The 26,707-nt window shown below is 71.7% G+C and carries 16 protein-coding genes and 1 pseudogene; 11 read left to right on the top strand and 6 right to left on the bottom strand.

Annotated elements, in window-relative coordinates:
- The 5 genes from mtrB (at position 1) to QFZ74_RS12440 (ending at position 6,880) form a co-directional block, all read left to right on the top strand.
- Positions 1–2,103 (top strand): MtrAB system histidine kinase MtrB, encoded by a 2,103-nt coding sequence (gene mtrB, locus QFZ74_RS12460; RefSeq protein ID WP_307620882.1) that lies wholly within the window; start codon positions 1–3, stop codon positions 2,101–2,103.
- On the top strand, positions 2,093–3,922 hold the full coding sequence (locus QFZ74_RS12455; protein ID WP_307620881.1) for an LpqB family beta-propeller domain-containing protein: 1,830 nt from the start codon (positions 2,093–2,095) through the stop codon (positions 3,920–3,922). Before mtrB ends, QFZ74_RS12455 begins: the two co-directional genes overlap by 11 nt.
- 137 nt (positions 3,923–4,059) lie before the next feature.
- Entirely contained in the window at positions 4,060–4,920 is an 861-nt protein-coding gene (locus tag QFZ74_RS12450) for a ComF family protein (RefSeq protein WP_307620880.1), read from the top strand.
- 314 nt (positions 4,921–5,234) lie between these two features.
- A complete protein-coding gene (hpf, locus tag QFZ74_RS12445) occupies positions 5,235–5,927 on the top strand; it encodes a ribosome hibernation-promoting factor, HPF/YfiA family (RefSeq protein WP_307620879.1) in 693 nt (230 codons plus the stop codon).
- A gap of 206 nt (positions 5,928–6,133) precedes the next feature.
- The gene (locus QFZ74_RS12440) at positions 6,134–6,880 is read left to right on the top strand and encodes a response regulator transcription factor (RefSeq protein ID WP_307620878.1); all 747 of its coding nucleotides are present in this window, start codon (positions 6,134–6,136) and stop codon (positions 6,878–6,880) included.
- Positions 6,881–6,883: 3 nt separating this feature from the next.
- Here the strand turns inward: QFZ74_RS12440 and QFZ74_RS12435 are convergent, their stop codons facing one another.
- Both QFZ74_RS12435 and QFZ74_RS12430 read right to left on the bottom strand, forming a co-directional pair.
- A complete protein-coding gene (locus tag QFZ74_RS12435; RefSeq protein WP_307620877.1) occupies positions 6,884–8,071 on the bottom strand; it encodes a winged helix-turn-helix domain-containing protein in 1,188 nt (395 codons plus the stop codon).
- A gap of 81 nt (positions 8,072–8,152) precedes the next feature.
- A complete protein-coding gene (locus QFZ74_RS12430) occupies positions 8,153–8,737 on the bottom strand; it encodes a GNAT family N-acetyltransferase (RefSeq protein ID WP_307620876.1) in 585 nt (194 codons plus the stop codon).
- Between the two features lie 333 nt (positions 8,738–9,070).
- Here QFZ74_RS12430 and secA point away from each other — a divergent pair, with 333 nt between their 5' ends.
- A complete protein-coding gene (gene secA, locus QFZ74_RS12425) occupies positions 9,071–11,887 on the top strand; it encodes a preprotein translocase subunit SecA (protein ID WP_307620875.1) in 2,817 nt (938 codons plus the stop codon).
- A gap of 158 nt (positions 11,888–12,045) precedes the next feature.
- Here the strand turns inward: secA and QFZ74_RS12420 are convergent, their stop codons facing one another.
- Complete coding sequence (locus QFZ74_RS12420; RefSeq protein ID WP_307620874.1) at positions 12,046–12,609, bottom strand: Rv3235 family protein; 564 nt, start codon at positions 12,607–12,609, stop codon at positions 12,046–12,048.
- A gap of 297 nt (positions 12,610–12,906) precedes the next feature.
- Between QFZ74_RS12420 and QFZ74_RS12415 the strand changes: the two genes are divergently transcribed.
- Together QFZ74_RS12415 and QFZ74_RS12410 are read left to right on the top strand one after the other, a co-directional pair.
- Positions 12,907–13,419, top strand: coding sequence for a hypothetical protein (locus QFZ74_RS12415; RefSeq protein WP_307620873.1), 513 nt, complete (start codon positions 12,907–12,909; stop codon positions 13,417–13,419).
- Between the two features lie 90 nt (positions 13,420–13,509).
- Complete coding sequence (locus tag QFZ74_RS12410) at positions 13,510–14,178, top strand: HAD family hydrolase (RefSeq protein ID WP_307620872.1); 669 nt, start codon at positions 13,510–13,512, stop codon at positions 14,176–14,178.
- Between the two features lie 34 nt (positions 14,179–14,212).
- Here QFZ74_RS12410 and QFZ74_RS12405 read toward each other — a convergent pair whose 3' ends face one another.
- Positions 14,213–14,791 (bottom strand): DJ-1/PfpI family protein, encoded by a 579-nt coding sequence (locus tag QFZ74_RS12405; protein WP_307620871.1) that lies wholly within the window; start codon positions 14,789–14,791, stop codon positions 14,213–14,215.
- A gap of 657 nt (positions 14,792–15,448) precedes the next feature.
- Here QFZ74_RS12405 and QFZ74_RS12400 point away from each other — a divergent pair.
- The 3 genes and pseudogenes from QFZ74_RS12400 to QFZ74_RS12390 all read left to right on the top strand — a co-directional run bounded on the left by QFZ74_RS12400 (position 15,449) and on the right by QFZ74_RS12390 (position 22,549).
- Positions 15,449–20,411: pseudogene (locus tag QFZ74_RS12400) on the top strand (NAD-glutamate dehydrogenase).
- 136 nt (positions 20,412–20,547) lie between these two features.
- Positions 20,548–21,039: a GtrA family protein gene (locus QFZ74_RS12395; protein ID WP_307620870.1), complete on the top strand. Its 492-nt coding sequence runs from the start codon at positions 20,548–20,550 to the stop codon at positions 21,037–21,039.
- 46 nt (positions 21,040–21,085) lie between these two features.
- Positions 21,086–22,549 carry a hypothetical protein gene (locus tag QFZ74_RS12390; RefSeq protein ID WP_307620869.1) on the top strand — a complete coding sequence of 488 codons (1,464 nt, stop codon included), beginning with the start codon at positions 21,086–21,088 and terminating at the stop codon, positions 22,547–22,549.
- A gap of 267 nt (positions 22,550–22,816) precedes the next feature.
- Here the strand turns inward: QFZ74_RS12390 and QFZ74_RS12385 are convergent, their stop codons facing one another.
- Both QFZ74_RS12385 and QFZ74_RS12380 read right to left on the bottom strand, forming a co-directional pair.
- Positions 22,817–24,490, bottom strand: coding sequence for a glycosyltransferase family 2 protein (locus QFZ74_RS12385; RefSeq protein ID WP_307620868.1), 1,674 nt, complete (start codon positions 24,488–24,490; stop codon positions 22,817–22,819).
- On the bottom strand, positions 24,487–26,682 hold the full coding sequence (locus tag QFZ74_RS12380; protein ID WP_307620867.1) for a CDP-glycerol:glycerophosphate glycerophosphotransferase: 2,196 nt from the start codon (positions 26,680–26,682) through the stop codon (positions 24,487–24,489). Before QFZ74_RS12380 ends, QFZ74_RS12385 begins: the two co-directional genes overlap by 4 nt.
- Positions 26,683–26,707 lie beyond the last annotated feature (25 nt).

Below are 26,707 nucleotides of genomic sequence, written 5' to 3'. Positions count from 1 at the left end.
ATGCCCGTGGACAGTGCCGCTTCGGGCCCCGGTGCGCCCGGGGCAGGGCCGGGGCGGCCTGTCGGCCGGGGCAGCGCGGCGGTCCGCTGGAGCCGCCTGTTCGAGAGCGGACTGCTCGAGGGCGGTGTCCAGGGCAGCCCGGTCCTGCGCCTGTTCGCCCGCTGGGTGCGCCGGCCGCTGCTGCCGGTCATGCGGCTGTGGCGGCGCAACATCCAGCTCAAGGTCGTCGTCACGACGCTGCTGATGTCGCTGGGCGTCGTCCTGCTGCTGGGCTTCGTCGTCATCGGCCAGGTGCGCAACGGCCTGCTCGACGCCAAGGTGAAGGCGTCGCAGAGCCAGGCCACCGGCGGGTTCGCGGCGGCCCGGCAGAAGGCGGACGAGGCCGCGTCCGGTTCCGGTGACGAAACCGCGGCCGTGGACGGACAGCAGTCGCAGAACGTCATCCAGTGGATGAGCGACCTCGTCGAGTACCTCTCCAACGGCAACGGCGGCCAGGGCGCCTTCGAGGTCGTCACCCTCCCCGCGGACGACGACAGTGCCGGCGGCCGCAGCCCGCGCGGCTCGGGATACGTCGACCCGTCCGCCAGCGTGCCGGAGACCCTCCGCGCGCGGGTCGGCGGCAGTACGACGGCAGCCCAGAGCTACACGCGCGTCGTCTACAGCAACGGCAAGGAGTCCGCGCCCGCGCTGGTCATCGGCAAGCAGGTCAACGACCCGAACAGCGACCCGTACGAGCTGTACTACCTCTTCCCGCTCACGCAGGAGGAGAAGTCCCTCAGCCTGGTCAAGGGCACACTCGCGACCGCCGGCCTCTTCGTCGTCGTCCTCCTCGGGGCCATCGCGTGGCTCGTGGTAAGGCAGGTCGTCACGCCCGTGCGGATGGCGGCCGGGATCGCGGAGCGGCTGTCCGCGGGGCACCTGCAGGAGCGGATGAAGGTCACCGGCGAGGACGACATCGCGCGGCTCGGCGAGGCCTTCAACAAGATGGCGCAGAACCTGCAGCTGAAGATCCAGCAGCTGGAGGAGCTGTCGCGGATGCAGCGGCGGTTCGTCTCCGACGTGTCGCACGAGCTGCGCACGCCGCTGACGACCGTACGGATGGCCGCCGACGTCATCCACGAGGCGCGCGAGGACTTCGACCCGGTGACCGCACGGTCCGCCGAACTGCTCGCCGACCAGCTCGACCGGTTCGAGTCGCTGCTCGCGGACCTGCTGGAGATCAGCCGCTTCGACGCGGGCGCGGCGGCGCTGGAAGCCGAGCCGATCGACCTCAGGGAGGTCGTCCGGCGCGTCGTCAGCGGGGCCGCACCGCTCGCCGAGCGCAAGGGCACGCGCATCCGCGTCCGCGGCGACCAGCAGCCCGTCGTCGCCGAGGCGGACGCCCGGCGCGTGGAGCGGGTGCTGCGCAATCTCGTCGTCAACGCCGTGGAGCACGGCGAGGGCAAGGACGTCGTGGTGAAGCTGGCCGCGGCGGGCGGCGCGGTCGCGGTCGCGGTGCGCGACTACGGCGTCGGGCTCAAGCCCGGCGAGGCGACCCGCGTCTTCAGCCGCTTCTGGCGCGCCGACCCGGCACGCGCGCGTACCACGGGCGGTACGGGTCTGGGCCTGTCCATCGCCCTGGAGGACGCCCGCCTGCACGGCGGCTGGCTCCAGGCCTGGGGCGAGCCGGGCGGCGGCTCGCAGTTCCGGCTCACGCTGCCGCGGACCGCGGACGAGCCGCTGCGGGGCTCGCCGATACCGCTGGAGCCGAAGGACTCGCGGCGCAACCGGGGCCTCAGTGACGCCGGCCTGCCGAGCGGGGGCGAGGACAAGCGGGCCACGGTGCCGGCGCAGTCCACCGGCGGCCAGGTGCCGTCGCTGCCGCCGCGCACCACGATGGCGCAGCGGACGCCCGCGGCCGACCCGACCGCCCTGCCCGGCAACGGAGCCCGTGTGGTGCCCCGGCCGACGGGGAGCGTCCGGCGCCAGGACGACCCGCCCGCCGACGAGCCCGCCGACGCGGCGCGCGACGAGGCGCGCGACGAGGCTTCCGCTCCGGCCGCCGAGCCGGAGGAGGACTCGCAGACATCCGGAACATCAGGGGAGGCAATTCGTGGGCGCTGACCGCGACGGGGGCGTGCGGCGCCCGATGCGCGCGGTGGCCTACGCCGCCTGCGGTGTCGTACTGCTGGCCGGGTGCGCCTCGATGCCCGACAGCGGAGACCTGCGGGACGTCGAGTCCACGCCGCGGCAGGACACGCAGGTGCGGGTCTTCGCCGTGCCGCCCCGCGAGGACGCCTCGCACGCGGACATCGTGCAGGGCTTCCTGGAGGCCCTGACCAGCGACGATCCGCACTACGACACGGCTCGCAAGTACCTGACGCCCGCGGCCGCGCGCAAGTGGCGGCCCGAGCGGTCCACGACGGTGCTCGCCGACGGTCCGAGCACCGAGCTCGACCCCCTGGCGGGCGACCGGGAGGACCGGGACAACCTCACGTACACGCTGGCGGGCACCAGGGTCGCCACCGTCAACGATCGGCAGGCGTACGAGCCGGCCGAGGGGGCGTACAGCGACAAGATCCACCTCGTCCGCGACCCCGCGACCCGGCAGTGGCGCATCGACGCGCTGCCGGAGGGCGTCGTCATGGGCAAGTCGGACTTCCAGCGCAACTACACCTCGGTCGACAAGTACTACTTCGCCTCGAACACGTCGGTCGGGGCGACCGGGCAGCCCGTGGCCGTAGCCGACCCCGTCTTCGTACGCAAGCGCATCGACTCGATGACGCAGACCGTGCGCTCGCTGCTCGACGGGCCGACGAGCTGGCTGGGACCGGTGGTCCGGTCGAGCTTCCCGACCGGTACGGCGCTGCGGAAGGGCACCACGTCGCTGGCGCCGGACGACCGGAACCGGCTGACGGTGCCGCTGAACCGAAGGGCCGCGCGGGTCGGGGCGGCGCAGTGCTCCGAGATGGCGACCCAGCTGCTGTTCACGCTGCAGAACCTCACGCCCACGCTGGACTCGGTCAAGCTCGAGGGGCCCGATGGCGGCACCCTGTGCGACGTCACCGAGCAGCGGGCCGACGCCGTCGCCTGGCGCGGCTCCGCGCGGCACCCCGAATACCTGTACTTCCTCGACAGCAAGCAGCGGCTGGTCCGGATAGGGGGAGCCGACGCGAACACGGAGGCACTCCCGGTGCCGGGCGCGCTGGGCGAGGGGCTCAAGGCGCTGCGGTCGGCGGCGGTCTCGCGTGACGAGCACACCGCGGCCGGGGTGAGCGGCGACGGCAGGTCCCTGTACGTCACGTCGATGGCGGCGGGCGGTTCGCTCGGCGACCCCGTCCTGGTCAGCCAGGGCGCCGACGAGCGCGACCGGCTGACCGCGCCCACCTGGGACGCCCGCGGCGATCTGTGGGTGGCCGACCGCGACCCGCGCCACCCGCAGCTGTTCCTGCTGAAGCAGGGCACGGGCCGTCCGGTGACGGTGCGCACCCCGGACCTGCCCGGCCGGATCAAGGACGTGCGGGTGGCCGCCGACGGCGTGCGAATGGCGCTCGTCGTCGAGAAGGACGACAAGCAGTCGCTGCTCATCGGACGGATCGAGCGGGACGACAAGGCAGGCGAGGGCCCGGCGGTCCTCGAACTGCACTCCGCGACCCCCGGACTGGAACAGGTCACCGCCATGTCGTGGGCCGGAGACAGCCGGCTCGTGGTCGTCGGGCGTGAGCACGGCGGCGTCCAGCAGATGCGGTACGTCGAGGTCGACGGCTCCACGCCCGAGGGGCCCGCGCCCGCGGCGCCCAACGGGGTGAGCGCCATCGCCGCGTCCGATGACGACCGGGTGCCGCTGGTGGCGTACTCGGAGGACGGGATCGTGCGACTGCCGTCCGGCGCGCAGTGGCAGAAGGTGGTCAAGTCGGGGTCGGCGCCGGTCTATCCGGGGTGAGTGCCCAGTCCTCCGGAGTACGCCCGGCGGCCGCCGCACTCGTGTGAGTGACGGCCGTGACACCTCGCGTCGAGTTGTCCACAGGGACTTTTCCACAGGGGTGGCCGGGCCGCTCCGGCGTTGGCACAGTGGTGGCCATGCGGGGCTGGTGGCAGGACCTCACCGACCTGGTGCTGCCGGCTGAGTGCGGAGGCTGTGGGACGCCTCGCACGGTGCTCTGTCCCGAGTGCCGTGCCGCCCTGAGCGGGGCCGCACCACGCCGGGTGCGACCGGTGCCGGAACCGCCCGGTCTGCCGTCGGTGCACGCGGCGGCACCGTACGCGGACGAGGTGCGGGCGACTCTCCTCGCCCACAAGGAGCGGGGTGCGCTGGCGCTCGCGCGACCTCTGGGCACGGCTCTGGCGGGAGCGGTGCGCGCGGCGCTCGGTGTACGGGGCGCGGGTGCCGGGCGTGGTGACGTCGGCGGGGCCGCGCTGCTCGTCCCGGTGCCCTCCGCGCCGTGGGCCGTGCGGGCGCGCGGGCACGACCCGGTGCGGCGGATCGCGCTCGCGGCGGCGGCCGAGCTGCGCCGGACCGGGACGCCCGCCCGGGTGGCCGCCGTGCTGCGCCAGCGGCGGGCGGTGGCCGACCAGTCCGGGCTCGGCTCCCGGCAGCGCTGGGACAACCTGGCGGGCGCCCTGGATGTGGTGCCGGGCGGGGCGGGGCTGCTGGCCGGCGGTCAGGTCGTGCTTGTCGACGACCTCGTCACGACCGGCGCCTCGCTCGCGGAGGCGGCGCGGGCGGTGCGCACGGCTGTCGCGCACGAGGCCCGAGAGACAGCTGTGTACGTCCGCGCAACTCGGGAAGGAAAGGAGGAACAGACGGCGGACCCGAGGCAAGAGAAGGGAAACCGTGTAGGTGGCGCATCAGGAATGGCATGGGCGACCCCCGGCCGGCAGATCATCTGCGCGGGAGTGGTCGCGGCGCCGCTGGATTCCTTCGAAATAAACCGGAACTGATCGCAAGCGTGCATCGTTGCTGATAGTGAGCGAGCCAATTCACCTGAATGGAGGTACGCCAGAGTAGAGGGTGACGACATCCGTCCGGGCGAGATATGTTCGGGTGTGAGGGAAAGGCGCAGGCCATACCTCCCAAACCTGAATGCGTGCTACGGGTTTCCCGTAATCACTCGTGTTGGTGGGGTGGAGAACTTGCCCGTGGGGGAGGAGGAGGTGGACGTCACCGAGTCCGAGGTTCCGGGCTTCACCGGAACCGGGTGCAAAAGGGAGATGCTCCGCCACAGGAGCGGAGCGATCCGGGAACGGAGTTCTGCGTGGACATCGTCGTCAAGGGCCGCAAGACCGAGGTGCCCGAGCGGTTCCGCAAGCACGTGGCCGACAAGCTGAACCTGGAGAAGATCCAGAAGCTCGATGGCAAGGTGATGAGCCTCGACGTCGAGGTGTCCAAGGAGCCCAACCCCCGACAGGCCGACCGTTGCGATCGAGTGGAGATCACGCTCCGCTCCCGCGGTCCGGTGATCCGGGCGGAGGCGGCGGCCAGCGACCCGTACGCGGCACTCGACATGGCCGCGGAGAAGCTGGACGCCCGACTGCGCAAGCAGCACGACAAGCGCTTCTCGCGGCGTGGCTCACGCCGGATCTCGGCCGCGGAGGTCCCCGACCACGTGCCGGGCGTGGCGACACTCAACGGAAACGGCTACCCGGTCGAGGAGGAAGAGGCGGACAGCGTACCGACGAAGAAGATCGGTTCGCTGGAGGTGAAGGGCGAAGGGCCCCTCGTCGTCCGCGAGAAGACCCACGTCGCCGCCCCGATGACTCTCGACCAGGCCCTGTACGAGATGGAACTGGTCGGTCACGACTTCTATCTGTTCGTCGACTCCGAGACCAAGGAACCGAGTGTCGTCTACCGGCGGCACGCGTACGACTACGGCGTCATCCACCTCAGCACGGACCCGATGGTCGCCGAGGTGGAGGCCCCTGCGAGCGGCGGCACGCTGGGCGGCTGACCGCCCGGCCGACGACTGAGGTAACCGGTGCCCTGGGAGCGCGGGTGCGCTCCAGGGGTTCCGGCGTGCCACCACTTCGCGCCCCGCTCTGTCACCCCAGTGTCGGCCGGGCATGAAATCATGGCCGCAGCGGGCCAACGGGTGGGCCGCTGCCTTGGGTTGGCGATGGCACGGACCACAGGCCGCAGCCTTCAGGGGGAGGAACCATGGCGGACAGCTTCGGACCGATGCGGGACGCGGACGACGACGACAACGTCGTCGGCATGGGCCCGGACACGGGCTCGGAACGCAAGGAGCCGATCAGAGTGCTGGTCGTGGACGACCATGCGCTCTTCCGTCGTGGACTGGAGATCGTGCTCGCCGCCGAGGAGGACATCCAGGTCGTCGGCGAGGCCGGGGACGGCGCGGAGGCCGTCGACAAGGCGGCCGACCTGCTGCCCGACATCGTCCTGATGGACGTGCGGATGCCCAAGCGGGGCGGGATCGAGGCGTGCACCTCCATCAAGGAGGTCGCCCCCAGCGCGAAGATCATCATGCTGACGATCAGTGACGAGGAGGCCGACCTCTACGACGCGATCAAGGCCGGTGCGACCGGTTATCTCCTCAAGGAGATTTCCACCGACGAGGTGGCGACGGCCATTCGCGCCGTGGCCGACGGGCAGTCGCAGATCAGCCCCTCCATGGCGTCGAAACTCCTCACCGAGTTCAAGTCGATGATCCAGCGCACCGACGAGCGCCGGCTGGTGCCGGCGCCGCGGCTCACCGACCGCGAACTCGAGGTGCTCAAACTCGTGGCCACGGGGATGAACAACCGTGATATCGCCAAGGAGTTGTTCATCTCCGAGAACACCGTGAAGAACCATGTGCGCAACATCCTGGAGAAGCTTCAGCTGCACTCCAGGATGGAGGCCGTGGTCTATGCGATGCGGGAGAAGATCCTCGAGATCCGGTGACGGTCAGCCTAGGAGGCGGCCGAGTTCCCGGATGAGGGGCTCGCGGAGTTCGGGGGCGTCGACGCGTTCCACGCGTACGTCCGTGCACTCGACCCAGCCGGCCGCCTCGACCAGGGCCTGGGCCGTGGCCGGAACCGCCTTCGCGCCGTCCAGGGTGACCTGCTTGGCCACCAGCGTGCGGCCCTCGCGGGCCGGATCCACGCGGCCGACCAGCTGGCCGCCCGCCAGAACCGGCATCGCGAAATAGCCGTACACCCGCTTGGACTTGGGGACGTAGGCCTCCAGGCGGTGGGTGAAGCCGAAGATCCGCTCCGTGCGTGCCCGCTCCCAGATCAGGGAGTCGAACGGGGACAGCAGCGTCGTGCGGTGGCGGCCGCGCGGTGGTGTTCGCAGGGCCTCCGGGTCGGCCCAGGCCGGCTTGCCCCAGCCCTCCACCGTGACCGGGACCAGACCCGAGTCCGCGATCACCGCGTCCACCTGCTCGCCCTTGAGGCGGTGGTAGTCGGCGATGTCCGCGCGCGTGCCGACTCCGAGGGACCGGCCCGCCAGGCGGATCAGTCGGCGCAGGCACTCGGTGTCGTCCAGTTCGTCGTGCAGCAGCGCTTCCGGGATGGCGCGCTCGGCGAGGTCGTACACCCGCTTCCAGCCGCGGCGCTCCACGCAGACAACCTCGCCGTACATCAGCGCGCGCTCCACGGCGACCTTGGTGCCGGACCAGTCCCACCACTCGCTGGTCTTCTTCGCGCCGCCCAACTGGGTGGCTGTGAGCGGGCCTTCGGCGCGGAGCTGCTTGACGACCTGCTCGTACGCGCCGTCGGGGAGCTCGTGGTTCCAGTGCGGTCGGTTGCGGTACGCGCGGCGCCGGAAGGCGAAGTGCGGCCACTCCTCCACGGGCAGGATGCAGGCGGCGTGCGACCAGTACTCGAAGGCGTGCGGCCGGGCCGAGGGCGCGGGCTTCCAGTAGGAGTGCTCGACCGTCCTGCGGCCGACGGCGCCGAGGCGGGCGTACGGGATGAGCTCGTGCGAGCGGGCGAGGACCGAGATCGTGTCGAGCTGCACAGCGCCGAGATGACGGAGGACGCCGGGGACACCCGCGCGACGGTCGGGGATGCCGAGGAAGCCTTGCGCCCGCAGGGCGATGCGGCGGGCGTCGTCCGCGGAGAGGGTGAGGGCGGAGCGCGGGGTCGTCATGTGTCCGCACGATAGGCCGTGGCACTGACAATGGGCCTGACCTGCGGTTTCGGGCATATGAGAGCGGTATCGCCGCAGGGCTCAGAGCCGGTCGTCCGGCGTCGGCAGGTAGGGGGCCGTCGAGGGCAGCCCCAGGTCCGACGGCAGCAGTGAGCCCACCCAGCAGTCGCGGCGTACTCCCTTGTTGTTGATGGCGGAGCGCAGGGTGCCCTCGATGGTGAATCCGGTGCGTTCGGCGACCGCGCGGGAGGCTCGGTTGCCCACCTCCGCGCGCCATTCCATGCGGTCGATGGACAGACGGGCGAAGGCCCAGCGGGCGGCGGCCCCGGTGGCCTCGGCGACGTAGCCGTGGCCGCGGTGCTCCTTCGCGGCCCAGAAGCCGATCTCCGCCACGCCTAACGCGCGCATCGTGATGCCGAGCATGCCCACCAGGTCCTCCCCTTCGGGGAGGAAGAGCCCGAAGGTGAACATCGAGTCGTGCGCCCAGCCGTCGGGGACCGCCTGCTCGGTGAAGCCCCGGGCGTGTTCACGCAGGTAGGGCGACGGGAACTGCGGGATCCAGCGCGCCAGCTCCGGGTCCTGGGCGGCGGCGTGCACGGCCTCGGCGTCCGCCGGACCGGGGCTGCGCAGCAGGAGACGGCTGGTGGTGAGCGTGACGGGTTCCATCGGCCGATTCTGCTCAGCGGTCCGGGAGACTGCCAGCCGTTTACCGGACGGATCGGAAGCGGCCGCATCAGGGCGCCCGGCGGGGCGGCGCGCGATCACATTTCGCGCAATTCCCGGCAGCGGCGCGGCACTATCCGCGCGTCCCGGCCGTTGTCACTTTGGATGTCCCGTTGACGGGATGTCCGAACGAAACGAGCGGTGAATCGGCAGCCGACGGCCGTCGTACCGCCAGGCCTCCCGGCACGGCGGGGTCCTCGCATACGATGGCCGTTGCTCAGTAAGCCAAACGGAAACCGACCGTCCCAGGCCCGACCGGCAAGGAGACCAGCCCCCGTGTCCGTCCTCTCGAAGATCATGCGTGCAGGCGAAGGCAAGATCCTGCGCAAGCTGCACCGCATCGCGGACCAGGTCAACTCCATCGAAGAGGACTTCGTGAACCTCTCCGACGCCGAGCTGCGAGCCCTCACCGACGAGTACAAACAGCGCTACGCCGACGGTGAGAGCCTGGACGACCTGCTCCCCGAGGCCTTCGCCACCGTTCGCGAGGCCGCCAAGCGCGTCCTCGGCCAGCGCCACTACGACGTGCAGATGATGGGCGGTGCGGCCCTCCACCTCGGCTACGTCGCCGAGATGAAGACCGGTGAGGGCAAGACCCTCGTCGGCACGCTGCCGGCGTACCTCAACGCCCTGTCCGGCGACGGCGTCCACCTCATCACGGTCAACGACTACCTGGCCGAGCGCGACTCCGAGATGATGGGCCGCGTCCACAAGTTCCTGGGCCTGAGCGTCGGCTGCATCCTGGCCAACATGACGCCGGCCCAGCGCCGCGAGCAGTACGAGTGCGACATCACGTACGGCACGAACAACGAGTTCGGCTTCGACTACCTGCGCGACAACATGGCGTGGTCCAAGGACGAACTCGTCCAGCGCGGCCACAACTTCGCCATCGTCGACGAGGTCGACTCCATCCTGGTCGACGAGGCCCGTACGCCGCTGATCATCTCCGGCCCGGCCGACCAGGCCACCAAGTGGTACGGCGACTTCGCCAAGCTGGTCACCCGCCTGAAGAAGGGCGAGGCGGGCAACCCACTCAAGGGCATCGAGGAGACCGGCGACTACGACGTCGACGAGAAGAAGCGCACGGTCGCCATCCACGAGTCCGGTGTCACCAAGGTCGAGGACTGGCTGGGCATCGACAACCTCTACGAGTCGGTGAACACGCCGCTGGTGGGCTACCTGAACAACGCCATCAAGGCGAAGGAGCTCTTCAAGAAGGACAAGGACTACGTCGTCATCGACGGCGAGGTCATGATCGTCGACGAGCACACCGGCCGTATCCTCGCCGGCCGCCGCTACAACGAGGGCATGCACCAGGCGATCGAGGCGAAGGAAGGGGTGGACATCAAGGACGAGAACCAGACGCTCGCCACGATCACCCTGCAGAACTTCTTCCGCCTCTACAACAAGCTCTCCGGAATGACCGGTACGGCCATGACCGAGGCCGCCGAGTTCCACCAGATCTACAAGCTCGGCGTGGTCCCGATCCCGACCAACCGCCCGATGGTCCGTCAGGACCAGTCCGACCTCATCTACCGCACCGAGGTCGCGAAGTTCCAGGCGGTCGTCGACGACATCGCCGAGAAGCACGAGAAGGGCCAGCCGATCCTGGTCGGCACCACCTCGGTCGAGAAGTCCGAGTACCTCTCGCAGCAGCTCAGCAAGCGGGGCATCCAGCACGAGGTGCTGAACGCCAAGCAGCACGACCGTGAGGCGACGATCGTCGCCCAGGCCGGCCGCAAGGGTGCCGTGACCGTCGCCACGAACATGGCCGGCCGTGGTACGGACATCAAGCTCGGCGGCAACCCCGAGGACCTCGCCGAGGCGGAGCTGCGCCAGCGCGGCCTCGACCCCGAGGAGCACATCGAGGAGTGGGCCCAGTTCCTGCCCGCCGCCCTGGAGCGCGCCGAGCTCGCGGTCAAGGCCGAGAAGGACGAGGTCGAGCAGCTCGGCGGCCTGTACGTTCTGGGCACCGAGCGGCACGAGTCGCGTCGTATCGACAACCAGCTGCGCGGCCGCAGCGGCCGTCAGGGCGACCCGGGCGAGTCCCGCTTCTACCTCTCGCTGGGCGACGACCTGATGCGGCTGTTCAAGGCCCAGATGGTCGAGCGTGTGATGTCCATGGCCAACGTGCCGGACGACGTGCCGATCGAGAACAAGATGGTCACGCGCGCGATCGCCTCCGCGCAGTCGCAGGTCGAGCAGCAGAACTTCGAGACGCGTAAGAACGTCCTGAAGTACGACGAGGTGCTCAACCGGCAGCGCGAGGTCATCTACGGCGAGCGGCGCCGCGTCCTGGAGGGCGAGGACCTGCAGGAGCAGGTGCAGCACTTCATGGACGACACGATCGACGCGTACGTCGGCGCCGAGACGGCCGACGGTTTCGCCGAGGACTGGGACCTGGACCGGCTGTGGGGCGCCTTCCGGCAGCTGTACCCGGTGAAGGTCACCATCGAGGAGCTGGAGGACGCGGCCGGGGACCGGGCCGGTCTGACCGCCGAGTTCATCGCCGAGTCCATCAAGGAGGACATCCGCGACCAGTACGAGGCGCGCGAGACGCAGCTCGGCTCCGAGATCATGCGTGAGCTGGAGCGCCGGGTCGTGCTGTCGGTCCTCGACCGCAAGTGGCGCGAGCACCTGTACGAGATGGACTACCTCCAGGAGGGCATCGGCCTGCGCGCGATGGCGCAGAAGGATCCGCTGGTCGAGTACCAGCGCGAGGGCTTCGACATGTTCACCGCGATGATGGAGGGCATCAAGGAGGAGTCCGTCGGCTATCTGTTCAACCTGGAGGTCCAGGTCGAGCAGCAGGTCGAGGAGGTCGAGGTCAAGGCCGAGGAGCCGTCGCTGGAGAAGGTCCCGCAGGACGCCGTGCCGGCCCAGGCTGGCGCCCGTCCGGAGATCCGCGCCAAGGGCCTGGAGGCCCCGCAGCGGCGCGGCATGCACTTCTCTGCGGCGAAGGTGGACGGCGAGGGCGGCCTCGTCGAGGGTGACTTCACCTACGACGACGAGGAGCCGGTCCGCTCCGAGGCCGACGGCCTCACGCGCGCCGAGCGCCGCAAGCAGGCGAAGAGCCGCCGCCGCAAGAAGTGAGCGACCGACGCCGGCAGCGGCGTCGTGAGGGCTGAGGAGGGCCGGGCCACCTGGAGAAGGGGGCCCGGCCCTTCGACATACGCGCCGCCGGCTCGGGGGCAGGCGGGGCTGATCCTCGGCTCAGGAGGCTCAGGAGGCTCAGAAAGCCCAGGAGGGGGCTACTCCTCGCGGGGTGGCCGGGGGCCGCCCAGTTCCACCGCCGTGCAGCGCCAGCGGAGGTCCGGGCCCAGCTCCAGGCGGAACGCCATGGCGCGCAACTGGTCGCCCGCGCCGATGCGGGCGAAGGCCTCGATGGCGCCCTGCCGCGGGACGAAGTAGCCGATGTCACGGACGACGGGACGGGTGCCACGGGCGCGCAGCGGGCCGCGTTCAGCGAGGCGGGCCAGTTCGTCGTAGGCGCGGCCCGCGGTGTGCCGGAGCATCCAGTGGACGGGCCGGTGACCGCTCAGGACGGCGAGCAGACGGTCGGCGAAGAGGTCGGTCGGCCGGGGCGCCCTGGCGGGCGCGGGCGCCGCCCCACGGGCCGATGCCGCCGTGCCGGCCCCCGCCGTACCTGCCGTGCCGGCCCCCGCCGTACCTGCCGTGCCGGCCCCCGCCGCACCCGCCGCGCGCGTCGTCGCCGTCCTGGGTGTCGAGCCGCCCGGACGGCGGGAGTCGTGGCGGGTCGGGGGGCGGGTGCCCGGGCGGGCGTGGGATGCGGTCCTGGTCATGACCTTGTGCATGGGAGTCCCCGTTCGGCCGGCCCGGCGGATACCGGGCGGTAACTTCCTGGTGGGGATCTTGTACGGGGCCGCGGGGGACGGCGGCAAGGAAGGCGTCGCCCGCGTCGGAGGCCCCGGGAAGTTCACCTATCAGGGTGACCGGGGGCATGGGAAACCCCGAAGAGGCAGGGCGGTACCGGGTGAGTTGTGGGGCGTGAGGTGGACGTGGCAGGGGGTGCGGCCGGGGACCCGAAAGGGGACGCCCGCACGTATCCTGAAGGCCGTCCGAGCAGTTCGACCACGAAGAGAGCGGCGGCCATGCGCGTCTACGTCCCCCTGACCCTCCCCGCTCTCGCCGAGGCGCACAGGACGGGCGAGCTGGGGGCCGGCCCGTTCGTCGCGTACGCCGTGACGCCCGCGCTGCGCGAGTGGTACGTCTCCGACGACATCGAGGAGCTGGAGTACGCCGCGCTGAACCGTGCAGGGCTCGCCTCCGTCCGCCTGCTCGCGGCGGACCCGGACGCCCCGCGGCGACGGGTCGTCGTCGCCGTCGACGTCCCCGACCGTGCCGCCGCGGCCGACCCGGACCGCGGCCTCGACCCGGCGGCGCTGGGCGAGGTGCGCGTGGCCGGACCGGTGCCGCTGGCCAAGGCGGCCGCGGTGCACGTCGACGGGGCCGACGCGGAGCAGGACGTGACCGCCGCGGCCGAGGCGCTCCCGGCGGCGGACGCCGGTGACGACGACGCGCAGTTCGTCGTGGACGGCGCCGAGGACCACGACCTGTTGTGGTACGCCACGCAGGAGATCCCCAACCTGGTCGACCACCCCTGACCCGGCCCGCCGGCGGCCCGAGCTGACCCCTCACACCGCCCTGACCTGCCCCGACGCCTGACTGTCAGTGGCAGCGGGTACCGTTTTTCCATGGGGATGCACGGAAGCGCGCACATCGTCTGGGACTGGAACGGCACGCTGTTCCACGACAACGACGCGATCATCGGGGCGACGAACGCCGCGTTCGCCGAGCTGGGGATGGAGCCGATCACGCTGGAGCGGTACCGGTCGCTGTACTGCGTGCCGGTGCCCAGGTTCTACGAGCGGCTGCTGGGGCGGATGCCGACCGACACCGAGTGGGAGGCCATGGACGAGGTCTTCCACCGGCATTACACCGAGCACCGGCTCCGGTGCGGGCTCACCGAGGGGGCGGCCGACCTGCTGGCGGGCTGGCGTTCGGCGGGGAACAGCCAGTCGCTGCTCAGCATGTACGGGCATGCCGAACTCCTGCCGCTGGTCCGGGAGTTCGGGATAGAGCCGCACTTCATACGCGTCGACGGACGCACCGGGCCCTCCGGCGGCAGCAAGGCCGTGCACATGGTGCGCCATCTGGAGGAGCTCGCCGGCGTGGCCGAGCCGGCGCGCACGGTGGTGATCGGGGACGCCGCGGACGACGCGCTGGCGGCGCGGCATGTGGGGGCGCAGGCCGTGCTGTACACCGGCGGCTCGCACAGCCGCGCCAGCCTCGAAGGCGTGGGCGTCCCCGTGGTCGACACCCTGGAGCAGGCCGTGGCGGAGGCGGAGCGGCTGGCGGCGTGACCCGGCCGGCCGCTCGGGCGTCAGCCGCGGCGGCTCAGTCCACCGGCGAGTCCACCGGCGCCTTGGCACGCAGCACCTTCAGGAACTCGCGCATCCAGCCCGAGTGGTCCGGCCAGGCGCGGGCGGACACCAACGAGCCGTCCACGACCGTCTCGGTGTCCTGGAAGGTGGCCCCGGCCGCCTGCATGTCGAGTTCCAGGGCCGGATAGGCGGTCACCCGGCGTCCGCGCAGGCTGTCGGTCGCGGCGGTCAGCAGCGGCCCGTGGCAGATCTGGGCGACCGGCTTGTCCGCGTCGAAGAACGACTTGAGGATCTTGCGGAGCTCCGGGTCGTTGCGCAGGTACTCGGGCGCGCGCCCGCCGGGGATCACCACGGCGGCGTACTCCCCGGGATCGACCTCCGAGTAGGCGAGGTCGGCGGGCCAGGTGTAGCCGGGCTTCTCGGTGTACGTGTCGAAGCCGGGTTCGAAGTCGTGGACGACGAAGCGGAGCTGCTTGCGGGCGGGGGCCGCGATGTGGACGTCGTAGCCCTCCTCGCGGAGGCGCTGGTAGGGGTACATGACCTCCAGGGACTCCGCTGCGTCGCCGGTGACGATGAGAACCTTCGGGGGCATGGCGGGCGGCTCCTCTCGGGCGGGCGTACATCGGCCGGGTGCGGTGCGGTGCGGTGCGGTGCGGTGCGGTGCGGTGCGGTGCGGTGCGGTGCGGCGCCACGCGCAGCGGCCGCGCCGGGGGCGACGTGCCTCCAGCGTGCCGCGCCGCCGAGGGGTCGCGCCACCGGTTCCGGCCGTTCGTAAGCCTGGTTCCGGCCGCCGGCCGATACGCCGTGCGAGGCGTGTTCGTCCCTGTGCAGAACGTCAAAGTTCTACCCCCGGTTTTGTACACATACGGCTCATGACGGTCCTGGGGTGAGGGGCGATAGCCTGGTGGCGTGATCAGCGCGATATCTCGCGGGGGCAGCGTTGCCCCTGCCCTGCGCCCGGAGAGCACGGACGACATCCGTGACCGGGCGGCGGTCGCTGGTCTTCGCGGGCGGGACGGGGCCGCAAGGATTCCCGAGGCACCGCGTCCGTCCCGGGTGCCGACGTCATGGAGAACGGCGTCACACCCCTCGGGCGTGTCGAGAATGGCTGAATACTCCCCGCTCATCCCACCTCGCGGCATAGCGTCGAAACAGACCGGAGACCCCGGGCCGTGGCGTTACGCCGAAGGGGAAGAGACCGTACTTCCTTCTACGTCACGCAACGGCGCGCGACAGGAGCCAGAGGACAATGCAGACCAAGCTGGACGAAGCCAAGGCCGAGCTGCTCGAGAGGGCCGCCCGGGTAGCTGAGAACAGCCCGGTCGGGGGGCACCTACCGACTGGGACGACGAGTGAGGGCGCTCCGGGAACGCCGGAGACCGCGGACCAGGAGTCCGTACTCGCGTTCCTCCGGCGCTACTACCTGCACACCGCTCCGGAGGACCTCGAAGGCCGCGACCCGGTCGACGTCTTCGGAGCCGCACTCTCGCACTACCGCCTCGCTGAGACGCGCCCGCAGGGCACCGCGAACGTCCGGGTGCACACCCCGACGGTCGAGGAGAACGGGTGGACCTGCAGCCACACCGTCGTCGAGGTCGTCACCGACGACATGCCCTTCCTCGTCGACTCGGTCAGCAACGAGCTGACCCGGCAGGGGCGCGGCATCCACGTCGTCATCCACCCGCAGTTCGTCGTCCGGCGCGATCTCACCGGCAAGCTCATCGAGGTGCTGCCCACCCCGGCCAACGGCGCCGACCTCCCGCACGACGCGCACGTCGAGTCCTGGGATCCACGTCGAGATCGACCGGGAGACCGACCGCGCCGACCTGAAGCAGATCACCGCCGATCTGCTCCGCGTCCTGTCCGACGCCCGCGAGGCCGTCGAGGACTGGGAGAAGATGCGGGACGCGGCGCTGCGGATCGCCGAGGGCCTCGGCGAGGAGCCGCTGCCCGCCGATCTGCCCCGGCCGCAGGCCGAGGAAGCCCGCGAGCTGCTGCGCTGGCTGTCCGCCGACCACTTCACCTTCCTCGGCTACCGCGAGTACGAGCTGCGCGAGGACGACACCCTCGCCGCCGTGCCCGGCACCGGCCTCGGCATCCTGCGCTCCGACCCGCACCACGCCGGTGACGACCTCCATCCGGTCACCCCGTCGTTCGAGCGGCTCTCCGCCGACGCCCGCGCCAAGGCCCGCGAGCACAAGCTGCTCGTCCTCACCAAGGCCAACAGCCGCGCCACCGTGCACCGGCCGTCGTACCTCGACTACATCGGCGTGAAGAAGTTCGACGCCGACGGCAACGTCATCGGCGAGCGCCGCTTCCTGGGCCTGTTCTCCTCCGCCGCGTACACCGAGTCGGTCCGCCGCGTGCCGGTCGTGCGGCGCAGGGTCGAGGAGGTCCTCAAGGGCGCCGGGTTCTCGCCCAACAGCCACGGTGGCCGCGACCTGCTCCAGATCCTGGAGACCTACCCGCGCGACGAGCTCTTCCAGACGACCGCCGACGAACTGCGCCCCATCGTCACGTCCGTCCTGTACCTCCAGGAGCGCCGCCGGCTGCGGCTGTACCTGCGCCAGGACGAGTACGGCCGCTACTACTCCGCCCTCGTCTACCTCCCCCGCGACCGCTACACCACCGGTGTCCGGCTGCGGATCATCGACATCCTGAAGGAGGAACTGGGCGGCACCAGCGTCGACTTCACGGCCTGGAACACCGAATCGGTTCTCTCCCGGCTGCACTTCGTCGTCCGGGTGCCGCAGGGCACCGAGCTGCCGCAGCTGTCCGACGCCGACAAGGAGCGCATCGAGGCCCGTCTCGTCGAGGCCGCCCGCTCCTGGGCCGACGGCTTCGCCGAGGCGCTCACCGCCGAGTGCGGCGAGGAGCGCGCGGCCGAGCTGCTGCGCCGCTACGGCGGGGGCTTCCCCGAGGGGTACAAGGCCGACCACAGCCCGCGCGCCGCGGTCGCCGACCTGGTCCACCTGGAGCGGCTCAGCGACGAGGAGGGCAACGACTTCTCGCTCAGCCTCTACGAGCCGGTCGGCGCCGGCCCCGACGAGCGCCGCTTCAAGATCTACCGCAAGGGCGGCGCCGTCTCCCTGTCCGCCGTGCTGCCGGTCCTCAACCGGCTCGGCGTCGAGGTGATCGACGAGCGGCCGTACGAGCTGCGCTGCTCGGACCGCACCAGTGCCTGGATCTACGACTTCGGTCTGCGCATCCCCAAGGCGCTGGCCGGCGCCAACGGCGACTACCTAGGCGACGACGGCCGCGAGCGCTTCCAGGAGGCCTTCGCCGCGACCTGGACCGGCAAGGCGGAGAACGACGGCTTCAACGCCCTCGTGCTCGGCGCCGGGCTGACCTGGCGGCAGGCGATGGTGCTGCGCGCGTACGCGAAGTATCTGCGGCAGGCCGGTTCCACCTTCAGCCAGGACTACATGGAGGACACCCTCCGCAACAACGTCCACACCACCCGGCTGCTCGTCTCGCTCTTCGAGGCGCGGATGTCGCCGGAGCGCCAGAGCGCCGGGCACGAGATCGTCGACGCCCTCCTGGAGGAGCTCGACCTCGCCCTGGACCAGGTGGCGAGCCTCGACGAGGACCGCATCCTGCGCTCCTTCCTCACCGTCATCAAGGCCACCCTGCGCACCAACTTCTTCCAGCGGACACAGGCCGGCCGGCCGCACGACTACGTGTCGATGAAGTTCGACCCGCAGGCGATCCCCGACCTCCCCGCGCCGCGCCCGGCGTACGAGATCTGGGTGTACTCGCCGCGCGTCGAGGGCGTGCACCTGCGCTTCGGCAAGGTCGCGCGCGGCGGCCTGCGCTGGTCCGACCGGCGCGAGGACTTCCGTACCGAGATCCTCGGCCTGGTCAAGGCGCAGATGGTGAAGAACACCGTCATCGTGCCCGTCGGCGCCAAGGGCGGCTTCGTCGCCAAGCAGCTGCCCGACCCGAGCGAGGACCGGGACGCCTGGCTGGCCGAGGGCATCGCCAGCTACAAGACGTTCATCTCGGCGCTGCTCGACATCACCGACAACATGGTCGCGGGCGAGGTCGTCCCGCCGAAGGACGTCGTCCGGCACGACGAGGACGACACCTACCTGGTGGTCGCGGCCGACAAGGGCACGGCGACGTTCTCGGACATCGCCAACGAGGTCGCCCAGTCGTACGACTTCTGGCTCGGCGACGCCTTCGCCTCCGGCGGCTCGGCCGGCTACGACCACAAGGGCATGGGCATCACCGCCCGCGGCGCCTGGGAGTCCGTCAAGCGGCACTTCCGGGAGCTGGGCGTGGACACGCAGGCCGAGGACTTCACGGTCGTCGGCATCGGCGACATGTCCGGTGACGTGTTCGGCAACGGCATGCTGCTCTCCGAGCACATCCGCCTCGTCGCCGCCTTCGACCACCGGCACATCTTCATCGACCCGAACCCGGACGCGGCCACCTCCTACGTCGAGCGCCGCCGCCTGTTCGACCTGCCCCGCTCCAGCTGGGCCGACTACAACACCGACCTGCTCTCCGCGGGCGGCGGGATCTTCCCGCGCACCGCCAAGGCGATCCCGGTCAACGCGCACATCCGCGAGGCGCTGGGCATCGAGGAGAAGGTCTCCAAGATGACCCCGGCCGACCTGATGAAGGCGATCCTCCAGGCCCCGGTGGACCTGCTGTGGAACGGCGGCATCGGTACGTACGTCAAGGCCTCCGCGGAGTCCAACGCGGACGCCGGTGACAAGGCCAACGACCCCATCCGCGTCGACGGCGCGGACCTCAGGGTCAAGGTCGTCGGCGAGGGCGGCAACCTGGGCCTGACCCAGCTCGGCCGCATCGAGTTCGCGGGCCACGGCGGCCGGATCAACACCGACGCGATCGACAACAGCGCCGGCGTGGACACCTCCGACCACGAGGTGAACATCAAGATCCTGCTCAACGGCCTGGTCGCGGACGGCGACATGACCGTCAAGCAGCGCAACAAGCTGCTCGCCGAGATGACCGACGAGGTCGGCGCCCTGGTCCTGCGCAACAACTACGCGCAGAACACGGCGATCGCCAACGCGCTGGCCCAGTCCAAGGACATGCTCCACGCCCAGCAGCGCTATATCCGCCACCTGGTGCGCGAGGGCCGCCTCGACCGGGCGCTGGAGTTCCTGCCGGCCGACCGTCAGATCCGCGAGCGGCTCGGCCAGGGCCAGGGCCTCACCGGCCCGGAGACGGCCGTCCTGCTGGCGTACACGAAGATCACGGTCGCCGAGGAGCTGCTGCACACCTCGCTGCCCGACGACCCGTACCTGCGTACCCTGCTGCACGCGTACTTCCCGACCGCGCTGCGTGAACGGTTCGCCGAGGGCGTCGAGAACCACCCGCTGCGCCGCGAGATCACCACGACGGTGCTGGTCAACGACACGGTCAACACGGGCGGTACGACCTATCTGCACCGGCTGCGCGAGGAGACCGGCGCGTCGCTGGAGGAGATCGTGCGGGCGCAGACCGCCGCGCGCGCCATCTTCCGCTCCGCCCCGGTGTGGGACGCGGTCGAGGACCTCGACAACAAGGTCGACGCCGAGGTCCAGACCCGGATCCGGCTGCACTCGCGCCGTCTGGTCGAGCGCGGCACGCGCTGGCTGCTCAACAACCGGCCGCAGCCGCTGGAGCTCTCCGAGACCGTCGACTTCTTCTCGGAGCGGGTCGAGCAGGTCTGGCAGGAGCTGCCGAAGCTGCTGCGCGGCGCGGACCTGGAGTGGTACGAGCGGATCCACGACGAGCTGACCGCGGCGGGCGTCCCGGACGAGCTGGCCACCCGGGTGGCCGGGTTCTCCTCGGCCTTCCCGGCGCTCGACATCGTCTCGGTGGCCGACCGCATGGGCAAGGAGCCGCTGGACGTGGCCGAGGTCTACTACGACCTCGGTGACCGCCTCGGAATCGCCGAACTCATGGACCGCATCATCGAGCTGCCCCGTACCGACCGCTGGTCGTCCATGGCCCGCGCCTCGATCCGCGAGGACCTCTACGCGGCTCACGCGGCGCTCACCGCCGACGTCCTCGCCGTCGGCAACGGCACCTCGACGCCGGAGCAGCGCTTCACGGCCTGGGAGGAGCGCAACGCGCCGCTCCTGAGCCGGGCCCGCACCACCCTGGAGGAGATCCGCGGGTCGGACTCCTTCGACCTCGCCAACCTGTCGGTGGCGATGCGCACGATGCGGACGCTGCTGCGCACGCACTCGTAGTCCCTCAGGACGCGCACAGGGCGCCCCGGGCCGCACCGGCCCGGGGCGCCCCCGTTTGCGCGGGCCCGACTCACGCACCGCCGCGGCGAGTTCGTCATTTCCGGGCATTTGGGACGTTTCGGATAAAGTCGGCGGCGTGACAGTGAACCTCGCCGAGCCCCCTCCGGCACCGGGCGTCGCCCCTCCCGCCTCCCCTCCCGCGCGCGTCCGGCCGCTGGCGCGTGTCGTGCTGGAGGTCGTGAAGTTCGGTGTCGTCGGCGGCAGCGGTGTCCTCGTCAACTTCCTGGTCTTCAACCTGCTGCTGCACGGCCTGGGCTGGCGGGCGACGACCGCGACGGTGCCGGCCAGCTGCCTCGCGATGACGACGAACTACCTCGGCTTCCGCTTCTTCGCCTACCGCGACCGCGTCTGCCGCACCCGCCGCCAGATCGCGCTGTTCTTCGGCCTCAGCGGTCTCGGCGTCGCCCTGGAGAGCGGCCTGTTCTACGCCGCGTACCACGGCCTGGGGCTGAACGGGCCGGTCGGTTCCAACGCCGACAAGGCGCTGTCGATCGTCCTCGCCTCCGCCTTCCGCTTCTTCGGCTACCGCACCTGGGTGTTCCAGCGGGATGCGCGCCGCGCCGCCTAGGGCGAGCACGGCCGGGGTCAGGGCCGCGTCCGTGGTCGCGACACCGATGACCGCCCTCCGCAGAGCCCTGCCGCAGGCCGCCGCCGCGCTCGTCCTGGTCCTGCTGTTCCTCGTCGTCGTCCGCCTGCCCTGGGTGGGCGACCTGGGCATGCACGCGGCGACGCTCCAGCGCCTGCGGCACAGCCTGATCGACCCCGGCAACCCGCTGGTCGACGCCGACACCCCGAGCCCGTACTACTCGCCGTGGATGCTGGTCCTCGGCTGCGTCGCCCAGGTCACCGGCATGTCCGTGTTCGGCGTCCTGCGCGTCGGCGCGGTCGCGGGGCTGGTGCTGCTCGCCACGGGCGTGTGGCGGTACGTCCGGACGCTGAGCGTTCACCGGGCGGCGCCGGCGCTGGTGCTGCTGTGTCTGGTGCTGCTGTGGGGGCCGGTGCCGTTCAACTGGAGCGGCTTCCTCGCGCTCAACTCGCTCGCGCTGACGGTGGCGTACCCGAGCGTGTTCGCGCTGGGGCTCTCCTTCCACTTCTGGGCGTGGCTCGCGCGGGCGCTGCGGGGCGCCGGTGCCGGGTGGGGGAGATGGCTCGGGTTGGGGGTGCTGTGGGCGGTGATCCTGCTGGTCCACCAGTTCTCCGGAGTCGTGGCGACGCTGGGCGCGCTCGCCCTCGTCGTCGCGGCGCGGCCGGGGCGCCGGTTGCTGGTGCGGGCGGGGGCCGGGGTGGTACTGGGGCTGGTGGTGCTGGGGATCTGGCCGTACTACGACTTCTTCGCGCTCCTGACGGCCGGCACGGACCTGGAGGCCATCCACCGCTCGCTCTACCGCCACCTGCCCGGGCGTTACGGGCTGGTGCTGCTCGGGGTCGTCGCGCTGGTCCTGCGGTGGCGGCGCGACCACCGGGATCCGCTGGTGATCTTCTTCGCGCTGGGAGCGGTGGTGTTCGTGGCGGGCGGGGCGAGCGGTCACTACTCGTGGGGGCGGGTGATGCCGGCCGTGGTGATCCCGGCGCAGATCGCCGCCGCGCTGGAGACGGTGTCCGCGGGGCGCCGGGCCGTACGGACGTGGTGGGCGTGCGCGCTCGCCGTCGCGCTGGCGGCCGGCGCCTGGGCCCAGGCGGGGACCCTCGGGTACGTGATCGGGCGCGAGCACCTGCCGGACGCGATGGCGGCGGCGTACCGGACGCCCTGGACGGGGTACGGCTGGATCAGGCCGTGGGTGGAGTACGGCGAGGTGGTCATGGCCCGCACGGTCCCGGCCCGCCAGATCCCGGCGTACGGTCCGTACACGGTGGCGCCCGGCTATCCCGACGTGTTCCTGCCGGACGCGGGCCACCGGGAGGCGGCCGTACGACGCTACTTCGCGACCGGGACCGGCGACGGCGAACGGCGCCGGATCGTACGGGAGTACGGGGCGAACTGGGTCGTCGACACGGGCGTGGGGTCGGCGTGGCCCGGGCTGCGGGCGGTGGCACGGGGGCCGGGTGGGCAGGTGTTGTACGCGGTGGTGCGGCGGTAGATACCGGGTCGGCCGGCACAGTCACCTGGCTAAGGCGTGGGGGCGGAGCGGCCCGGGTTGCGGGCGGGGTGGGTTGTGGGCCGGGTGCTGTACGCCGTGGTGCGCCCCAGGTCAGCCGGCACTGTCAGCGGAGGGCGCTCGCCACTGGTCGCGCTGCGTTCTTCACCACGGGCGTGGGTTCGGGGCCTGGCCCGGGCTGCGGGCCGGGTGGCCAGATGCTGTACGCCGTGGTGCCTCAGCAGACCCCCCGGGTCGGCCGGGGTTCCGTCACCTGAGGGCGCTCGCCAGCATTCGTGCCGCGTTCTTCACCTTCGGGTGGGCCAGGCGCCGGACCGCCGGGCCGAGCACTCGCGCTGTGGTGCCCGTCGGTTGCCAGCGGACCTGGAGGCGGCCGGGGTTGCGGCCCTCCGGTTCGACCGTGACGTGGTGGGGGGTCGCGCCGCCGCGGTAGGCGACGCGGGCCGTCAGGGCGGGAAAGGTCAGCGGGGCCAGGAGGAGGCCCGTGTGGGTCTGGCCCCGGTGCTGGACGCGCAGCACCGGGTGGCGGAGGCCGGTGAAGCCATGGAGGGGAAGGCGGGCGGCTGCCAGGTCCAGGTGGGCCTCGCCTTCGAAGACGCCGGGGCGGACCGGCGTCAGCCGGAAGGGGGCCGTGAGCCGGCGCGAGCCGGGGGAGAGGAGGAGGGCGGCGCGGTGGGGGCCGATCGGCAGGCGCAGACCGGGGTCGTACGTGCGGATGCGCAGGGTGAGCGAGGCGCCGGGGCCCGGGATCAGCTCGGTGATCTCGTGGCGGAACCGGGCACTCGCGAGGGGGAGCGTGTCCAACTCCAGGTCGGACACGTCGAGTTCGCGGCGGGCCGTCGCCGACTCGGGGACGCGGTCGCCCCAGTACGTCGCGCCGGTCTCCGGATCCGCCGTCACCCGCGCAGGCGCCACCGGATGGCCCAGGCCGCGTGCCGCCGAGCGCGCGTCGGACAGGCGGCCGTCGCGCAGCAGTTGGAGGACCACGCGCTCCGGGCGGGGCAGACGGGCGTACGCGTTCGAGGCGAGGGTGTCGAGGTACGGCGTCATGATCTCGGCGAAGCCGCGCAGCCAGGCGTCGTCGCGGTACGGCAGGTCCCCGGCGTACATCCGGAAGTCGTGCTTGAGGAACTTGTAGTCCTTGTCCTCGCGCAGCGACCCGCGGCCGCTCGTCACCAGGAAGTCGTCGATCAGGCGCTGGACGTGCACGCGGTCGCCGACGTTGGTCAGCTTGTGCCGCTGGTTGGAGATCGACGCCGCGTCGGAGGCCGCGTACGGCTCGATGTACCAGTGGTAGACCGGGTCCGGGATGATCGTGAACGCCTTGGCCAGGCAGTAGGCCTGCGCCGAGAACAGCTGGTCCTCGTAGTGGATGCCCTCGGGGAAGCGCAGGTCGTGGCGGTCGAGGAAGTCCCGGGCGTACATCTTGCTCGTCGACAGGTGCTCGAAGAGCAGGCGCGGGTCGGTCTCGATGCCGTCCAGGGTGCGGCGCCGGGCCACGAGTTGGGGCATCCAGGTCGAGCGGCGGCCGTTGTCCACGCGGATGCGCCGGACCGCGCCCATCGTGAAGTCGACCTCGCGCTCGCGGTGCGCGGCCAGCAGCAACTCGACCGCCTTCTCGGGGAGTTCGTCGTCGCTGTCCAGGAACATCAGATACGGCGCCCGGGCGATCTCCAGGGCGCGGTTGCGCGGGGCGCTGCAGCCGCCGCTGTTCTCCGGCAGCCGCAGATAGCGCACGCGTGGGTCCTGGGCCGCCAACCCCCGGGCGACGGACGGGGTTTCGTCCGTGGAGTGGTCGTCGCTGATGACGATCTCGATGTTGGCGTGGGTCTGCCGGAGCAGGGAGGCGACCGCGCGGGGGAGCCGTGCCGCGTCGTTGTAGACGATCACCGTGACCGTGACGTCGGGAACCTCGGGGGTCATCCGGTGGCCTCCTGCGGGGTGGGTGCCGTGACGCGCTCGTCCAGGGGGATCACCGGGGGCAGCGACTCCTCGCTCTCGCCCAGGAACACCCGGCGCACGACCCGCTCGGCGGCGCGTCCGTCGTCGTACTCGCAGAACCGGCGGCGGAAGGCGGCCCGCGCCCGCGCCGCGCGCTCGTCCCGCCAGGCGCCGGACGTGAAGATCTCGGCCAGCTCCTCCTGGGTGCGGGCGACCGGGCCGGGCGCCTTCGCCGGCAGGTCGAAGTACACGCCGCGGGTCGTCGCGTACGTCTCCCAGTCGTCGGCGTAGACGACGATCGGGCGGTCGAGGTTGGCGTAGTCGAACATGATCGACGAGTAGTCCGTGATCAGGGCGTCGGCCGCGAGGCAGAGCTCCTCGACCGGCTCGTAGGAGGAGACGTCGACGACTTTGCCGGTGCGGCGCAGGCCGGTGAGCGGGGAGGCCGTGTCGCCGTAGAAGTAGTGGCCGCGGACGAGGAGGACGGTGTTCTCGCCGAGGCGTTCGGCGAGGGCGGCGAGGTCCAGGCGGGGGTTCCAGCCGGCCTCGTAGTCGCGGTGGGTGGGGGCGTAGAGGACGGCCGTCCGGCCCGGGGCGATGCCCAGGCGCGCGCGGACCGCGCGGATGTCGGCCGCGGTGCAGGTGGCGAAGACGTCGTTGCGCGGATAGCCGTAGTCGAGCGAGGTGAAGCGGGCCGGGTAGGCGCGCTCCCACATCCGGGTCGAGTGGCCGTTGGCGGAGACGCTGTAGTCCCACTTGTCGACGCGGCTCAGCAGGGCGGCGAAGTCCAGGCCCTGGGCGGCGGCCGGGTGTGCCATCTGGTCCAGGCCCATGCGCTTGAGCGGGGTGCCGTGGTGGGTCTGTAGGTGGATCGCGTCGGGGCGTTTGACCACCGCGCCGGGGAAGTTGACGTTGCTGGTGAGGTACTTGGCCCGCGCCAGCACCTCCCAGTAGCGCCGGGTCCCCGGGACCACGTGGTCCGTGCCGGGCGGGAGGAGGACCGCGTTCTCCTTCGTCACCACCCACACCGGGTGGATGTCCGGGGCGAGTTCGGTGAGCTTGGCGGCGATGGCGCCCGGGTTGCAGCTGACCCCGCGGTCCCAGTACGCCGAGAACACGGCCAGGCCGGGATCGACCGGCCGCTCCAGCGCGCGCTGGTAGCGGTGGTCGCGGAGCCGGGTGCCCAGGCGGCGCTTGCGGGACCGCACCTCCTTGCGCGCCGCCCGGCGGGCGCGGTTGGCGGCCTGGAGGGCGCGGTAGCGGGTGTAGGCGTTCTCCTCCAGGAGCGTGCGGCGCATGCCCTCGAAGCCGCCCGGGCGGCGGTGGCCCGCGGGGCGCCGGCGGACCGCCGCCTCGGAGGCGCGGCGGAAGAACTCCCGGGCCACCGCCTCGGGCAGCTCCTCACGGGCGAAGGTGCGCAGCAGGTCGCGGACCATGACGTCGTACAGGACCGCGTGGGCGGCCGGGCGGTCCTCGGTCAGGTCGAGGAGCCGCTCGTAGCGGTCGACGAGCGCGTAGCGCTGCTCGGGGGCGGGTGGCGGCAGGCTCTCGGGGCGTGGCTGCCGGTCGTCGTACGCGGCGTGGCCGAGGCAGGCCAGGCGGTCCGCGTGGAGGAGGGCGGCGTGCGCGGCGTACGCCTCGTCGTCGGTGGCGAGCTGCTCCTCGTGTGCCCGCCAGAAACCGGCGCGCAGCACGCGGTTGCCGAGCAGCGGCGTGAGGCGCAGCAGGTTCGCGGCGTCGTCGAGGGCGACGTCGGCGCGGCCGGTGCGGATGAGCAGGCGCGCGTCGCCGGAGGGGGCGGCGGGGGTCCTCCAGGTGGTGCGGACGTGGTCCAGGAGGAGGGCGTCGACGGAGTCCGGCAGCTCGGCGGTGCGCTCGGCGATCAGGCGCGGCGCGTCGGCGGGCAGCCCGTCCTTGGTGTGGACGAAGTGCAGCCAGCGTCCGCCCGCCCGCACGGCTCCCGCCGACCGGGCCGCCGCCTCGCCGGTGCCGTCCGGCAGGGGCGCCACCACCGGCTTCGAGGGGTGCGCCTCGGCGGCCTCACGGGCCCAGTCGCCGACCGCCGCCACGACGACCTCGGTGTCGCCCTGCGGATGGGCGGCGAGGGAGTCCAGCAGCTCGGCCAAGTGCCCCTGGGTGTCGGGTCCGTGGACGATGACGCTGAGCTCGGGCATCGCGGGGGACTCCTTCGCCTGGTCG

It is taken from the genome of Streptomyces sp. V3I7 (assembly GCF_030817495.1).
In the GTDB taxonomy this organism is placed as follows: Bacteria; Actinomycetota; Actinomycetes; order Streptomycetales; family Streptomycetaceae; genus Streptomyces.
This window is presented reverse-complemented; position numbering and strand designations above follow the sequence as displayed.

Bases quoted from the DNA above. Each gene is read 5' to 3' on its own strand.
- mtrB (WP_307620882.1), top strand. From the start codon at position 1: ATGCCCGTGGACAGTGCCGCTTCGGGCCCCGGTGCGCCCGGGGCAGGG.
- QFZ74_RS12450 (WP_307620880.1), top strand. From the start codon at position 4,060: ATGCGGGGCTGGTGGCAGGACCTCACCGACCTGGTGCTGCCGGCTGAG.
- QFZ74_RS12440 (WP_307620878.1), top strand. From the start codon at position 6,134: ATGGCGGACAGCTTCGGACCGATGCGGGACGCGGACGACGACGACAAC.
- QFZ74_RS12435 (WP_307620877.1), bottom strand. From the start codon at position 8,071: ATGACGACCCCGCGCTCCGCCCTCACCCTCTCCGCGGACGACGCCCGC.
- QFZ74_RS12430 (WP_307620876.1), bottom strand. From the start codon at position 8,737: ATGGAACCCGTCACGCTCACCACCAGCCGTCTCCTGCTGCGCAGCCCC.
- QFZ74_RS12420 (WP_307620874.1), bottom strand. From the start codon at position 12,609: ATGCACAAGGTCATGACCAGGACCGCATCCCACGCCCGCCCGGGCACC.
- QFZ74_RS12415 (WP_307620873.1), top strand. From the start codon at position 12,907: ATGCGCGTCTACGTCCCCCTGACCCTCCCCGCTCTCGCCGAGGCGCAC.
- QFZ74_RS12410 (WP_307620872.1), top strand. From the start codon at position 13,510: ATGGGGATGCACGGAAGCGCGCACATCGTCTGGGACTGGAACGGCACG.
- QFZ74_RS12405 (WP_307620871.1), bottom strand. From the start codon at position 14,791: ATGCCCCCGAAGGTTCTCATCGTCACCGGCGACGCAGCGGAGTCCCTG.
- QFZ74_RS12390 (WP_307620869.1), top strand. From the start codon at position 21,086: ATGACCGCCCTCCGCAGAGCCCTGCCGCAGGCCGCCGCCGCGCTCGTC.
- QFZ74_RS12385 (WP_307620868.1), bottom strand. From the start codon at position 24,490: ATGACCCCCGAGGTTCCCGACGTCACGGTCACGGTGATCGTCTACAAC.
- QFZ74_RS12380 (WP_307620867.1), bottom strand. From the start codon at position 26,682: ATGCCCGAGCTCAGCGTCATCGTCCACGGACCCGACACCCAGGGGCAC.